The sequence below is a fragment of the Bordetella genomosp. 9 genome (genome assembly GCF_002261425.1).
Lineage (GTDB): Bacteria > Pseudomonadota > Gammaproteobacteria > Burkholderiales > Burkholderiaceae_B > Bordetella_C.
Genome location: NZ_NEVJ01000001.1, coordinates 657,408 through 671,551, shown reverse-complemented (window position 1 = coordinate 671,551; position 14,144 = coordinate 657,408). Strand labels below are relative to the sequence as shown.

The 14,144-nt window shown below is 67.0% G+C and carries 13 protein-coding genes; 9 read left to right on the top strand and 4 right to left on the bottom strand.

Annotated features, from left to right (window positions below; translation table 11 throughout):
* The first annotated feature begins 59 nt into the window (after nt 1-59).
* Nucleotides 60-2,036, top strand: coding sequence for a CocE/NonD family hydrolase (locus tag CAL26_RS02940; RefSeq protein ID WP_094845411.1), 1,977 nt, complete (start codon nt 60-62; stop codon nt 2,034-2,036).
* Nucleotides 2,037-2,106: 70 nt separating this feature from the next.
* Nucleotides 2,107-3,696 (top strand): ABC transporter substrate-binding protein, encoded by a 1,590-nt coding sequence (locus CAL26_RS02935; RefSeq protein ID WP_218831499.1) that lies wholly within the window; start codon nt 2,107-2,109, stop codon nt 3,694-3,696.
* On the opposite strand, the gene CAL26_RS02930 is transcribed toward CAL26_RS02935, so the two are convergent.
* Together CAL26_RS02930 and CAL26_RS02925 are read right to left on the bottom strand one after the other, a co-directional pair.
* The gene (locus tag CAL26_RS02930) at nt 3,673-4,221 is read right to left on the bottom strand and encodes a M23 family metallopeptidase (protein WP_179283232.1); all 549 of its coding nucleotides are present in this window, start codon (nt 4,219-4,221) and stop codon (nt 3,673-3,675) included. The genes CAL26_RS02935 and CAL26_RS02930 overlap by 24 nt on opposite strands.
* Before the next feature lie 143 nt (nt 4,222-4,364).
* Complete coding sequence (locus CAL26_RS02925; protein WP_094845409.1) at nt 4,365-5,630, bottom strand: MFS transporter; 1,266 nt, start codon at nt 5,628-5,630, stop codon at nt 4,365-4,367.
* A gap of 243 nt (nt 5,631-5,873) precedes the next feature.
* Between CAL26_RS02925 and CAL26_RS02920 the strand changes: the two genes are divergently transcribed.
* A complete protein-coding gene (locus CAL26_RS02920; RefSeq protein ID WP_094845408.1) occupies nt 5,874-6,638 on the top strand; it encodes an SDR family NAD(P)-dependent oxidoreductase in 765 nt (254 codons plus the stop codon).
* Between the two features lie 49 nt (nt 6,639-6,687).
* Here CAL26_RS02920 and CAL26_RS02915 read toward each other — a convergent pair whose 3' ends face one another.
* Together CAL26_RS02915 and CAL26_RS02910 are read right to left on the bottom strand one after the other, a co-directional pair.
* Nucleotides 6,688-7,335, bottom strand: a complete 648-nt coding sequence (locus CAL26_RS02915) for a TIGR02444 family protein (protein WP_094845407.1) — start codon at nt 7,333-7,335, stop codon at nt 6,688-6,690.
* A complete protein-coding gene (locus tag CAL26_RS02910; protein WP_179283231.1) occupies nt 7,332-8,189 on the bottom strand; it encodes an IclR family transcriptional regulator in 858 nt (285 codons plus the stop codon). Before CAL26_RS02910 ends, CAL26_RS02915 begins: the two co-directional genes overlap by 4 nt.
* 203 nt (nt 8,190-8,392) lie before the next feature.
* On the opposite strand from CAL26_RS02910, the gene CAL26_RS02905 reads away from it, so the two are divergent.
* Genes CAL26_RS02905 through CAL26_RS02880 form a run of 6 tightly spaced genes read left to right on the top strand, consistent with a single transcriptional unit; the run spans nt 8,393 to nt 14,139 of the window.
* Nucleotides 8,393-9,736 (top strand): UbiD family decarboxylase, encoded by a 1,344-nt coding sequence (locus CAL26_RS02905; protein WP_179283230.1) that lies wholly within the window; start codon nt 8,393-8,395, stop codon nt 9,734-9,736.
* A complete protein-coding gene (locus CAL26_RS02900; RefSeq protein ID WP_094845404.1) occupies nt 9,723-10,754 on the top strand; it encodes a glutamate cyclase domain-containing protein in 1,032 nt (343 codons plus the stop codon). The genes CAL26_RS02905 and CAL26_RS02900 overlap by 14 nt, the downstream gene beginning before the upstream one ends.
* Entirely contained in the window at nt 10,742-11,467 is a 726-nt protein-coding gene (locus CAL26_RS02895) for a maleate cis-trans isomerase family protein (protein WP_094845403.1), read from the top strand. The genes CAL26_RS02900 and CAL26_RS02895 overlap by 13 nt, the downstream gene beginning before the upstream one ends.
* Complete coding sequence (locus CAL26_RS02890; RefSeq protein WP_094845402.1) at nt 11,464-12,585, top strand: pyridoxal phosphate-dependent aminotransferase; 1,122 nt, start codon at nt 11,464-11,466, stop codon at nt 12,583-12,585. The genes CAL26_RS02895 and CAL26_RS02890 overlap by 4 nt, the downstream gene beginning before the upstream one ends.
* The gene (locus tag CAL26_RS02885) at nt 12,560-13,366 is read left to right on the top strand and encodes an ABC transporter permease (protein WP_094845401.1); all 807 of its coding nucleotides are present in this window, start codon (nt 12,560-12,562) and stop codon (nt 13,364-13,366) included. The genes CAL26_RS02890 and CAL26_RS02885 overlap by 26 nt, the downstream gene beginning before the upstream one ends.
* On the top strand, nt 13,363-14,139 hold the full coding sequence (locus tag CAL26_RS02880; RefSeq protein WP_094845400.1) for an ABC transporter ATP-binding protein: 777 nt from the start codon (nt 13,363-13,365) through the stop codon (nt 14,137-14,139). The genes CAL26_RS02885 and CAL26_RS02880 overlap by 4 nt, the downstream gene beginning before the upstream one ends.
* Nucleotides 14,140-14,144: the final 5 nt, after the last annotated feature.

The window sequence follows — 14,144 nt, the reverse complement described above, 5'->3', positions numbered from 1 at the left end:
AAATTCCATTAAAGTCGGACGCCGATATTGCGGCATAACGATGACTCAGGGGAGCGGGCATGGCGGTCGACATCATCAAGGGCCTGCGCGTGCCGATGCGCGACGGCGTCGAGCTGAATGTCAGGATCACGCGGCCGGCGGCCGAAGGCCGCTTCCCCGCGATCATCGAATACAACCCATACCGCCGCCTGGACCACGCCCAGCCCAGCTTTCCGCCCGCGGTGCCATACCTGGCGCAACACGGCTATGCGGTCGTGCAGTTCGACGTTCGCGGCACCGGCAGTTCGTCGGGCGCCAGTTCGGACGCCTACTCGGACGACGAGCAGCAGGACGGCTACGACATGGTCGAATGGGCCGCGCGGCAGCCCTGGTGCAGCGGTGCGGTAGGCATGATCGGCAAGTCCTATGGCGCGACGGTGCAATGGCAGGTCGCGGGCAAGGCGCCGCCGCATCTCAAGGCCATCATCGTACGATCCGGCAGCAACGACATGTACGAGGACACCGCCTATCCGGGCGGCTGCCGGCGGCCATGGCGTTTCGAATTCTTCGCGCCCAATATGAGCGCCTACAACTTCTCGCCACCCGATCCAGCGCTGGTCGGCGCGAACTGGTCCCGCATCTGGAACGAACGCCTGGAAGGCAGTTCGCCATGGAGCCTGGAGATATTCCGCCACGACACCGATGGCGAATATTGGCGCGGCAAGAGCATCAAGAACAACTTCGACAAGGTCGGTTGCGCGGTCTACCTGATCGAGGGCTGGGCCGACTGGTACGCGAACGCCGAGCTGGACGCATTCCGCCAGCTGAAAGGTCCGAAGAAGGTGGTGATCGGACCGTGGGGCCACTACTACCCCGAAGAAAAATTCGCATTGCCCGGCCCGCGCATCGACACCCGGGTTGAATACCTGCGATGGTTCGATTACTGGCTCAAGGGCATCGACAACGGCATCATGGACGAACCGCCGGTCACGGTGTTCGTGCGCCAATGGCAACAGCCCACGCTGCTGACGCTGAGCGAACCCGGACACTGGCACGCCGACACGCAATGGCCGCCAGCCGCGTCGCGAGCCGAAACGCTGTATCTGGAGCCGGGACCGGCGGCCGCCGGCAAGCTCGCGCATCAGCCGCCGGCGGACGGCGAGGTCGGCTACGACTACCGCCCCACCGTCGGCATGGCCAGCGGGCGCATCGGCCTGGGCAGCACATCGCCATGGGGCATGCCTACCGACCAGCGCGTCGACGATGCGTATTCCGCCTGCTTCACCACGATGCCCCTGGACCGGACGATGTCCATCCTGGGGCAGCCGGAAGCGGTGCTGCATGTGTCGTCCTCAGCCGAAGTCGCCTATTTCAACGTCAGGATCTGCGACGTCGCGCCCGACGGGACCTCGCGGCTGCTCAGCCACGGGGGCTGCCTGGCGACGCACCGGGAAAGCCACGACAGGCCCGCCCCGCTGGAACCTGGCAAGGTCTACGAGCTGCGCCTGAAACTGCGTGACCTGGCCTACGAGATCGCGCCGTCCCATCGCCTGCGCATTGCCGTATCCAGCGCCGATTTCCAGAATGCCTGGCCCACGGGCATGCATGCACGGAACATCATCCATTGCGGGGCGGCGCACCCATCGCGCATCGAACTGCCGATCATGGCGGCGAACGGCGACGGCCTGCCGGCGCCGGCTTTCCAGGCATCGCCGCATCCCTTGCCCTCGGCCGCGGAAGTGCCCAAGGCCACCTACACGCTGACCCATGACCTGGCCGCCGACACCGTGGTCTGCACGCTGGGCGCCGCGGACAACGGCACGACCCGGCATTCGGACTACACGGTATCGAACCGGAACCCGGCCTGCGCGTCCATTGTTTCCGAGGTCCGCTACCGGGCGCCGCATCCGCACATGGCCATAGACGTGCAGGCCAGCTGCCAGACCAGCAGCACGGCAACGGAGTTCACGCACGCGGTGCAGGTGTCCATACGCGTCGAAGACCGGCTGCATTTCCACAAAAGCTGGATGGAAAGCCTGCCGCGCAATTACGCATAAGCAATTACGCATAAGCAATTACGCATAAGAATCGAGCATCAGCATAAGCAAGGGGAAGCAGGCAATGACGATGAACCGACGTGATTTTCTTCTGGGCGCCGCGGGCACCATCGCCACGCTGGGCGCGGCCGCACCGGCATCCGCGCAAGCACGCAAGGATACGCTGATCATAGGCACGCGGTCCGCCGCGACATCGGCCGACCCGCATTATGCGAACACCCAGCCGAACATCGACTACGCGTCGCACATCTACGAAAAGCTGGTCGAACGCGACCAGAGCTCCAAGCCGGCCGCGCGGGGCCTGGCGCAGTCCTGGCAGCTGATTTCGGATACGGTATGGGAATTCAAGCTGCGGCCGAACGTGCGTTGGCACGACGGCAAGTCCTTCACGGCTGAAGACGTGGCCTACACCATCGATCGGGTGATCAAGCTGCGCGACGTGCCCGGCGGCTTCGCCAGCTACATCAACGCCATCACCCAGGTCGAGATCATCGATCCCTTGACCGTGCGGCTGCACACGGCAAAGCCTTATGCCAACCTGCCGCGCGGCGTCGGCACGGTCTATATCGTCTCCCGGCACGTGGGCGAGACTGCCACCAGCGAGGACTACAACAGCGGCAAGGCCGCCATCGGCACCGGCCCCTACCGCTACGAATACTTCCGCCAGAACGAGGAAGCCGGCTTCATCCGCAACGACGATTACTGGGGCGCCAAGCCGGCCTGGGCGCGGGCACGGCTGCGCACCATCGCGAATGACAGCACGCGCATCGCCGCCCTGCTGGCGGGCGACATCGATATGGCCGACCAGATCCCCACGGCCGACATCGCGCACCTGAAGTCGGCGGCGAACGTCACGGTCGACCAGATCGCGGGCATGCGTTCCATTTTCCTGTTCCCCAACGTCTCGCGCGACGACGATATGGCCTTCATCAAGGCCGCGGACGGCACCCCGCTGCCGCACAATCCGCTACGCGACCTGCGGGTGCGGCAGGCGCTGTCCCTGGCCATCGACCGCAAACTGCTGGTCGACCGCCTGATGAACGGCGGCGCCGCGGCCAACGGCCAATGGATACCGCCGGGCGCCTATTCCTACAATCCGCAAATCCCGGTACCGCAGGTCGATGTGCTGGAAGCCCGCCGCCTGCTGGCCGAAGCCGGCTTTCCCAAAGGCTTGCGCATCACCTTGCACAGCACGAACGACCGCTATCCGAACGACTCGCGCGTGGCGCAGGCGATCGGGCAGATGTGGTCGCGCGCCGGGCTGGGCGTCGAAGTGGCGACCATGCCCTATGCCGTGTTCGCGCAACGCGCCCGCAAGCAGGAGTTCGCCATCCATCTGATCGGCTGGGGCAACTCCGCCGGCGATGCCTCGACGGGGCTGATGAATGTCGTCGGCACCTACAACGCCGCGACGGGCTGGGGCGTGGCGAACGAGGGGCGCTACAGCAATCCCAAGCTGGACGCCATGACCGCGCAGGCCCTGGCAACGATGGACGACAAATCGCGTGAAAAGCAGATGCAGGAAGCGGTCAAGATCGCCGTCGACGACTTGGCCATCATTCCGCTGTACCAGGTGAACCCGGTGTGGGCGGTCCGCAAGGGCATCCACCACGATCCTCGCGCCGACGAACGGACGTCAGCCATCGATATGTCGATCTGATCCGGCGGTAAGGAGCGGAAACGGGTTGATGGCGCCGTCCGGCGGGTAGATGCCGTAATGCAGGTGTGGCGGCGTGCCTTGCGCGTTCCCGGTATTGCCGACGTAGCCCAGCACGTCGCCCGGCATGACATGGCTGCCCCATTTCACGTGGCCATAGTCTTCCAGGTGCGCGTAGTAATGCATCTGGTGCCCGGGCCCCATGACCCATACGACCTTGCCGCCCAGGCGGTTCGTTCCCACTTGGGTGACCACGCCTTCGGTGGTGGACAGCACCGGCGTGCCGCGGCGCGCGAAGATATCTATCCCCTGGTGCTTGCGGCCTTCCGACCGGGCCGCGTTCCAGGTATCGGCCAGCTGGCGGGGCGTTACGCCGCGGACCGGCACGGGCAGGGCCGTGGGCGCTTCCCGCAGGGCGAGCCGCGCCATATGCCAGGGCGCCCGCCAGGGGTCCGGCAGGCGCGGCCAGGCCCACCAGGCCGCCACGGCCAGCAAGACAACGATCAGAAGACGCGCGATCGTACCCATTTGCCTATCCCGAATCACCGTTGCCCAGACTCAAGCACATAATGATCCCGGTGGAGGGCGGCCGCCCGGACGGAACACACGGCATGCCGGCAAGGGCCGAGAATGCACGCGATCGGCCTTGGACGGACGCGCATCCGGAGCGCCTACGTCGCGCGCACCGCTTCCGCCGTCCTGGCGTCGTAGGCGTAGGGCCGGACCTTCGACACCCACCACATCGAAAAAACGATGCAGGCGCAGCACAGCCACCCGTTGACGCCGTAGCCGGAGATCTGGCCGCTGGGCGATGTGGTCAGCATCAATCCGCCTATCCATGCGCCCGTGCCGGTCGCGATCTGCTGGACGGCCGAGTTCACGCTCATGAAGGCGCCACGCCGGTGTGCTTCCGGCACGGTCGTCAACAGCGCCTGCACGGGTATCATGCGCGCGTTCGCCGTGACCAGGAAGAACGGGAAGAACAGGATCAAGGCCCACAGCGGCAGCTGCGGCAGATGGGTGATGAAGAGCGCCGGCACCAGGGAAGCGAGCGCCGCCGCGCGAAAGACCTGCCGCTTGCCGTAGCGGTCCGCCAGGCGCCCCACGGCGCGCGACGTAAAGAAAGTGGCGGCGCCGCCGGCCATGTAGATCAGCGAGATATTCTCGGGCTCCACGCCCAGGTTGCCGACCAGGAAGGGCGAGATGAACGGCACGATCATCATGTGCGCGCCCATCACGATGGCCGTCAGGCCGAAGCCGCGCAAGTGCGACGGCTCGCGCATCAGGGACCACAGGTCCGGCAGCGTCCGCGACAGCGGCACCGGCGGAATCCGGATATGCGCGGTCAGCCTGGGCACCACCTTCCAGGCGCCCGCCCAGATCACCGCCGACAGCAGGACCAGCTCGAAGAACGGCGAACTCCAGCCGTAATGCGCGCCCAGCACCACGCCCAGCGGCACGCCCGCCACGGCCGCCAGCGAGAACGACGTCATCACCACGCCCATCGCGGCGCCGCGCCGCTGCGGCGGGATGACGTCGCCGATGATCGCCAGCACCAGCGAACCCAGCACGCCGCCCGTCAGGCCCGCGAAGGCGCGCGACAGCAGCAGCGCGTGGTAGTTGGTGGCCATGGCGCAGACCAAATTGGACAGCGCGAACAGGGCATACACCACCAGCAGCATCTTGCGCCGGTCGAAGCGGTCGATGTAGGTCGCCGCCAGCAGGCCGGAAATGCCGGCGCACCAGGAATAGGCGGACACCGCCGCGGCGAAGGCCGCCGGACTGATGGTGAAGGCCTGCATGATCTGCGGCCCCAGCGGCATCATCACCATGAAGTCGACCACGATGGTGAACTGGGTCAGCGCGAGCAGCCAGAGCAAGGTGCGCTCGCGTCCCGGAGGCAACGCAGGCGTGGGCAAGGCGGAGGAAGGAGACATGGCGGTGGGGCAGCGGCCGTTTTCCGGCTCGTTTTACCGGCTATTGGGGGAATGGACGCGCGGGGACGATTGTCGACAAGCGCCATTGCGGCGGCCTCGCGTCGCTGCGGATTGTAGCCATAAAAGCTTGCCGGTTTCCTGAACGATCCCGGTCGACGGGGGGCGATACCCGCGCAGCCCGCGACCGCGCGCGGTATGGCGCTTGCAGCGACGCCCCGTCCACGAATCGCACAGGAGATCGCCATGAACCGTTTCGCAGGGAAAGTCGTCATCGTCACGGGCGCCGGATCCGGGATCGGCGCCGCCACCGCCCGCCGCTTCGTCCAGGAAGGCGCCAACGTGGTATTCGCCGGCCGCACGGCGTCCAAGCTGAAGCGCGCCGCCGAAGGGCTGGACGAGTCGAAGATACTCATCCATACCGCCGACGTATCGGTGTTGCGGGAAGTCGAAGCCATGGTCCAGGCCGCCGTCCACCGCTTCGGCCGCCTGGACGTCATGGTGAACAACGCCGGCACCGCCGTGGAAGGCACGATCACCGAGGCGTCGCCGGACGACTGGCGCAAAGTCATCGCCACCGACCTGGACGGTGTCTTCTACGGCTGCCGCGCCGCCATGCCGGAACTGATCAAGACGCGCGGATGCATCGTCAATGTCTCGTCGGTATCCGGACTGGGCGGCGATTGGCGCATGAGCTTCTACAACGCGGCGAAGGGCGCGGTCACCAACTTCACGCGCTCGCTGGCGATGGACCATGGCCGCGACGGCGTGCGCGTCAATGCGGTTTGTCCCAGCCTGACCCGCTCGGAACTCACCAAGGACATGTATGCCGATCAGGCCCTGATGGAAAAATTCGCGGAACGCATACCCCTGGGCCGTGGCGCGGAGCCGGAGGAAATCGCTTCCGTCATCGCCTTTCTGGCCAGCGAAGACGCGGTCTTCGTGACCGGCGTCAACCTGCCGGTGGACGGCGGGCTCACCGCGTCGAACGGCCAACCGCCGCAGGCGTGATATGCGTGATGTGCGTGCGTGATGTGCCGGCGGCGCGGGCCTGTCCAGGCTATTCCGGCCTCGGCGCCGAGACGGCGGCCAGCAATACCTGCACGAAAGCCTGGGCGTTCGCATCGCACGGGCAGTGCATGTAAGCCAGGTACCCGTCCAGATTCGCCGCGCCCAGGGTGTCGATCGCGGCCGCATCCAAGGCATCCAACGAATCCAGCGCATCTCGCGCATCCGACGCGATGCCGTCGCCCGCACCGGCCGCCAGCGATACCGCGGCGCCCGGCCGCGCGGCCAGCCACTGCTCCATATTGCATTGCTGCGCGCGTTCGGCCGATAGTTCCGCGCGCTTGATGGCCGCGTAGGTCTCCTGCTCGACGGACGCCGGCGACGGCGTCTTGCCGCCCGGCGTGGCGCCGCCATCGCCCAGCGTCGTTTTGACGTGGCGGCGTATGGCACGCAACGGCGCCACCACCTGCCGGCGCCAGCTGGCGACCGCGCGGTCCAGATCGGCGAAAGCGCCGGTATCCAGCGACGTCCCGTGCTGCGCCGCGTACAGCGCGAACAGCAGCACGTTGACGTCCAGGCCATAGCCGTCCTGCAGCGCCAGGCAGGCCTCCGGCACGCCGGGGCGCGCGTAGACGGCCAGCGAAAACGCCCAGAAGCCGCCCGGCATCGCCCCGGCGCGGGGCAGGTTTTCCGTCGTCATGGTTGCCTCCTGGCGATGCCGGCCGCCGTCATGGCGCCGATCTGGCCGGAAATATCCCGCGCGGCATGCCCCACCAGTTCCAGCAGCTTGCGCTCGCGCGCCTTGCTGAACCGGTACATGGGCACGGTGATGGTCAGCGCGATCGTCGCCTGGCCGTTGACGTTGCGGACGATGGCCGCGACGGCGCCCGCGTCTTCCGAGAATTCCGCGCGGTTCAGCGCCAGGCCGGTCTCGCGCACGCGCGCCAGTTCGCGCTGGAGCACGGCCGGTTCGGTGATCGTGCGTTCGGTGTAACGCGTCAATGGCGCCCGCAGCACCGCCGACCGGTCGGCTTCCGACGCGAAGGCCAGCAGCACCTTGCCCGACGCCGTGCAATGCGCCGGGTTGTTCTGTCCCGGCGCCGCATAGTGCGTGATGGCGTTGGGCCCCACGGTCTGGTCGATGCTGATGGCTTCGCGGCCGTCCCAGATGCTCAGGTTGACCGTTTCCGCGGATTCCTCCGCCAGCTGCGCCATGCGCTGCCGCGACGCCTGCGAGATGCCCATATGGTTGATCAGGGGCGCGGCGATCGCGATGAGGCCCGGCGCCAGGCTGACGCGATCGGTGTGGGGATTGCGTTCGACCACGCGCTGCGCTTGCAGCGTCGCGACCAGCCGCGACACCGAGCTCTTATGCAATCCGATGCGGCGCGCGATGTCGCTGACGCCGATCTCCGGCTGCGACTGCGAGATGCATCGCAGGATCTCTATGGCATGCCGCGCCGCATGCACGGTGGGGTCGCGCCGGCCCGGCCCCGCGGCGCTATCGCCCTCCCCCATGGCGTCGGCGAGCTTGGAATTCGTGGTCTCAGGCATCGGGGCATTCACGTCGGGGTATTCCATTAGATAGCCGCGAAATACGCATATCCGGGCATGCCCGGCGTTGACAGCCACCCGGGCGATACCCATAATCAAAACGTGATTGCGCAACAGCGTTGCGCAGTAACCAACACTATAACCGGCTTCCCAACGCCGATCAAGCAATCGAAGATCCAGAACAAGCGTCCGATATGAAACCGATGGAATCCTTTCGTCAACTGGTGGCCTGGCTGGAAACCCGCGGCCTGGTGTCCGAGGTGGCGCGCCAGGTCGATCCCCGCCACGAATTGACGGCGGTCATGCGCTGCGTGCAGAAAGCCGGCAACCAGGCCTTGCGCTTCAACGATGTGAAAGGCGCCAACGTGCCCGTGGTCACCAATGTGTTCGGCTTCCGCAGCCATGTCGCCGCGGCGCTGGGCCTGGAGGAAAAAGATCTGCTGCGTACCCTGGTGCGCCAGGAGGCGCGCGGCATTCCGACCGAACGGGTGACGGACGCGCCGGTGCAGCAGGTCGTCAGCCAGGGCGCGGACATCGATTTGCAGCGCGACGTCCCGCAGGTGGTGTTCTCCGAGCACGACGGCGGCGCCTACATCACGGCCGGCGTGCTGATCGCGCCCCATCCCGACACCGGCGTGTACAACGCTTCCTGGAACCGCTGCCAACTGGTCGGCAAGGACAAGCTGCGCGTGCGCATGATGCCGCCGCAGCACCTGGGCCGCTACCACGCCGAAGCCGAAAGCAAAGGGCAGAACCTGCCCTGCGCGATCGTCATCGGTGCGCCGCCGGCGCTGATGTTCTCGGCGGCTTCCAAGGTCCCCTACGAGGCGGACGAGCTGGAAGTCGCCGGCGCCTGGCAGGACAAGCCGCTGCGCGTGACGCGTTGCAAGACCATCCCCGTCGACGTGCCGGCCGACGCCGAGATGGTGATCGAAGGCGAAGTGCTGTGCGGCGTGCGGGAAGACGAAGGCCCCTTCGGCGAGTTCACCGACGGCTACGTGCCCGTCATGAAGAACCACGTCTTCCGCGTCACGGCGATCACGCGCCGCAGCGACGCCATCTACCACACCATCCTGGCCGGCGGCACGGAAGACCTGAACCTGGTGGGCGTACCCATCCAGACGGAAATCTACAAGAAGGTCTCGGCCTTCGTGCCGCGCATCCGCGACATCGCCACGCCGGGCTATGTGTTCGGCTGCGTGATCGCCATTGAAAAGCAGAACGAGGACCAGGCCAAGAACGCCTTGCTGGCCGCGCTGGGCGGCTATTCCTGGACCAAGATCGTGGTGGTCGTCGACGAGGACGTCGACCCCTTCAATGCCGCTGACGTGCTGTGGGCGATACAGACCCGCTGCACGCCCGAGACCGGCACCTACATGATTCCACGCATGCCCAGCTATACGCGGGAGGACGTGCGCGAGGTCCATCGCGGCAAGCTGGGACTGGACGCCACCGTGCCGGTCGCCATGAAGCAATTGTTCGAACGCCGCCGCTTTCCCGGCGAGCACGACATCAACCTGCAGGAGTACCTGAATGTCCGGAATTAGCATCGAACGCATCGGCGAAGCCGTCGATCACCTGATCACCGCGCCGATGTCGAACTGGACCATCCTGAAGGGGATCCCGCTGCTCAAGCTCTACGCCACCGCGCGGCGCCACGCCGGCGGCGCGCCGCTGACGCTGGCGGCTGCCGCGCGGCTCAAGGAACACGTCGCGTCGGGCGACACGGTGTTGATGATCAGCGGCTTCATCATGCGCGGCTACGGCCTGCCGGAAACCGACGGTCCGATAGGCGCGGCCGTGCTGGCGCGCGCGCTGGCGGTCGGCCTGGGCGCGATCCCGGTGGGCGTGTCGGAAACCTCGGTGGTGCCCTGCATGCAGGCGTGCTTCGCGGCCGCGGGCCTGATACCCGCTGACATGGGCGACATCCGTTCGGGGCGCAACCGCTGCGCGTTCACCGGCTTTCCCGTGGACAGGAAGGCCGCCGAACAGGCCGCGGTGGCGCTGCTGGACCAACTGCAACCCAAGGCCGTGGTGGCGGTCGAGCGCCCCGGCGCCGGCCGCGACGGCCACTACCATGGCGGCGGCGGCTTCGAGATCAGCGATTTCACCGCGCATACGGATGCCCTGTACGCCGAGGCCCGGCGGCGCGGCATTCTCACCATAGGCGTCGGCGACCTGGGCAATGAACTGGGCATGGGGGTGGTGGCGGAAGACGTGCGCGCCGAAGTGCCGCTGGGCGACGTCATCGCGGCCGAGCAGCCCGCGGACGTCGCGGTCATCGCCAACATCTCCAACTGGGGCGCCTACGGCATCGCGGCGGTGCTGGCGGCCATGGTCGGCAACGACGCCGCCTTCCACGACGGCACGGAGGAAGTACGGCTGATCGAGGCCTGCGTGCGCGCCGGCGCCATCGATCCCGTGGGCGGCATGCTGCGCCAGTATGTCGACGGCACCGACGCGCGCACCAATGCGGCGATGGTGGACCTGCTGCGCTCATTGGTCGTGTTGAGCCAGCGCGAAGGCGCCAACATGGCCGGCTATCAATCGTCATGGAAAAAGTGAGCGGCTCCTCCACCGCCCGGCCGCGCCGCGTGGGCCTGATCGTGCCCTCGGTCAATGCCGTGATCGAGCCGGACTACGCCCGCCTCGGCCTGCCCGGACTGACCTTCCATGCGACGCGCGTCATGCTGCGCGAAACCACGCCGGAAGGCCTGCGCGCCATGAATGCCGGGGTGGCGCAGGCCGCGGAACTGATCGCATCGGTGACGCCCGACGTCGTGGCCTACGCCTGCACCAGCGGCTCCTTCATCGACGGCGAGGCGGCACTGGCGAGCCAGCTGGAATCGCTGGAAGCCATCGCCGGCTGCCCGGTGGTCGCCACGTCCCGCTGCATCGTCGAAAGCCTGCAGGCACTGGGTATCGAGCGCGTGGCGCTGGCCACGCCCTATCTGGACAGCGTGAACGAGGCCGAACTCGCCTTCCTGCAATCGCATGGTTTCGACGTCGTCGGCGTGGAAGGCCTGGGGCTGTCGGGCAAGGCCATACGCGAAGTCGCGCCGGACGCGGTGGCCGAACTGATACGCCGGGCCGACCGGCCGGCGGCGCAGGCCGTCTTCGTCAGCTGCACGGACTTCCGCGCGTTGGAAGTCGCTGGCCGCATGGAAGCCGAACTCGGCAAACCCGTCCTGACCAGCAACCAGGTCACGCTGTGGGGCATCCTGAAGTCATTGAAGCTGCGCCTGCCCGTTGCCGGCCATGGAGACCTGCTGGCATGACGATCAACCCGCAGAACGCCTTGATGGCCAGCATGCGGCTGTACGAGGCCGAAACCTCGGTGGACGATATCGCCGCGCGCCACGCCCTGGACGTGCGCGACGTGGTGGACTTCTCGTTGAACGTCAATCCTTTCGGGCCGCCTGAAAGCGCGATCGCCGCGGCGCGCGCCGCGCTGGGCCAGAGCCACCTGTATCCCGACCTGCGTTTCGCCGAGCTGCGCGCCGCCCTGGCCCGGCGTCATGGCGTCCATCCCGATTCGCTGTTCTTCGGCGCCGGCCTGGACGACGTCATCAAGCTGATCGTCCATGCCTGGACCAGCGACGGCGACACCGTGCTGCTGCATCTGCCCACCTTTCCGCGCTATGAGCTGGAAGCCCGATTGCGCGGCTGCCGGGTCATCTGCGTGGAAGGCGACGTCCCGGAAAGAACCGACGTCGCCGGCATGCATGTCGCGCTGCGCGCCGGCACGATCGCCATGACCTTCGTCTGCTCGCCCAACAATCCCACCGGCGAGAAAATCCCGCGCGACGCCATCGCGAGCCTGGCGCGCGCCGCCGATCCGGGCCTGCTGATCGTCGATGAAGCGCTGCTGGACCCCGTCGAGGACGGCGCGGTGCCGCTGCTGGCCGCGCATGCCAACCTGGTCGTCCTGCGTACGTTCTCCAAGTATTTCGGCCTGGCCGGCACGCGGGTGGGCTATGCCATCGCGGCGCCGGCGCTGGTGCGCGCGGCCGAGGTCGGCCGCCCTCCCTTCAACCTGGCGCGGGCCTCGGTCGCCGCGGCCCGCGCGGTGCTGGACGACAATGCTTTCCTGGACACCTGCCGCGCCACGTTCGCGCAGGAGCGTGCGTGGTTCGCGGACGCCATTGCGGACATTCCCGAAGTGCGCATCCGCGGCGGCAACGCCAATATGGTGCTGCTGGACGTCGACATGCCGCCGGACCAGGCCGCCGACCGCCTGGCCGCGCAAGGCGTCGTCGTGGCCGATGCGACCTCGTTCCGCGGCATGGAACGTTATCGCGCTCTACGCGTGTCCCTGAGAGGGCGCGCGGACAACAAAAAGCTGCTCGCAGCATTAAGGGGTATTTTCAATGAACCGGGAAAAGACGGCGGCTAGCACCGTCCGCTGGCGTCCGCCGCGATCGCTGGACGGCCTGATCGTCGGCATCGCGCTGCTGCTGATCTGGGAAGCGGCCGTGCGCATCGGCCAGGTGCCGGCCTATCTGCTGCCGCCGCCGTCCGCGGTGGCGATGCGGCTGGTCACCGACTACCACAGCATTCTGGTCCATACCCTGACCACCACCGGCGAGATCCTGCTGGGCTTCGGCCTGGCCATTGTCGTGAGCATTCCCATGGCGGCGCTGCTGGCGCAATCGCAATGGGCCGAACGCGTGCTGCACCCCATCCTCGTGCTGTCGCAGACGGTGCCCAAGGTCGCCGTGGCGCCGCTGCTGGTGGTGTGGTTCGGTTTCGGGCTGGCGCCCAAGGTGCTGATCGCCTTCACGATGTGCTTTTTTCCCATCGTCGTGGACACGCTGACGGGATTCAAGTCCGCGCCGGCCCACCTGCGCTGGCTGGCGCTTTCCACCGGCGCCAGCCGCTGGCAGACCTTCCTGCATTTCCAGGTGCCGGCGGCCTTGCCGCACATTTTCTCCGGCATCAAGGTGGCCAGCACCCTGGCCATCGTCGGCGCCGTGGTCGGTGAATTCGTGGCGGCCGATCGCGGACTGGGCTACCAGCTGATCGTGGCCAACGGCACGCTGGACGTGACGCTATCCTTCACCGTACTGGTGGTGCTCAGCATCATGGGCGTGGTGCTGTACGGCCTGGTCGACCTGGTCGAGCGCCTGGCGCTGCCCTGGCATGTGTCGCAGCGCGTGCATGGGGGTGGGCGATGACGGCCGCGCTGACCCTTTCCCACGTCACCAAGATCTATCCCACCAAAAGCGGGCCGCTGACCGCGCTGCAGGACCTGGACTTCGACATCGCCGAAGGCGAATTCCTGTCGGTGCTGGGGCCCAGCGGCTGCGGCAAGAGCACCCTGCTGACGCTGGCCTCCGGCCTGGAAGCGCCCACCGAAGGCGCCGTGCTGCGCGCGGGCGAGCCGGTGCGCAGCGCCGTCACCGACATCGGTATCGTGTTCCAGACCGACGCCTTGCTGGAATGGCGCCGTGTGTTGGAGAACATCATGCTGCAGCCGCAGATACGCGGCCTGGACATGGCGGCCTACGAACGGCGCGCGCGTGAACTGCTGGAGATGGTCGGCCTGGCCGATTTCGCCGGCAAGTATCCGCACGAGCTGTCGGGCGGCATGCGCCAGCGCGTATCGATCTGCCGCGCGCTGGTCCACGATCCTTCCCTGATCCTGATGGACGAACCGTTCGGCGCGCTGGACGCGCTGACGCGCGAACAGATGGTCATGGAACTGCACCAGATATGGCTTAGAACCAAGAAGAGCGTCATGTTCGTGACCCACGACATCCAGGAAGCCATCCTGCTCGCGCAGCGGGTCCTGGTCATGACGCCCCGCCCGGGACGGGCCGCCGAGATCGTCGAGGTGGACCTGCCCTACCCCCGGACGCCCAAGACCATGGAGACGCCGCGTTTCATTGCGTTGGTGGCACACGTGCGCAATCTCTTCGAGCAATACGGTGTGCTTAAAAAGTACTAGCCCTG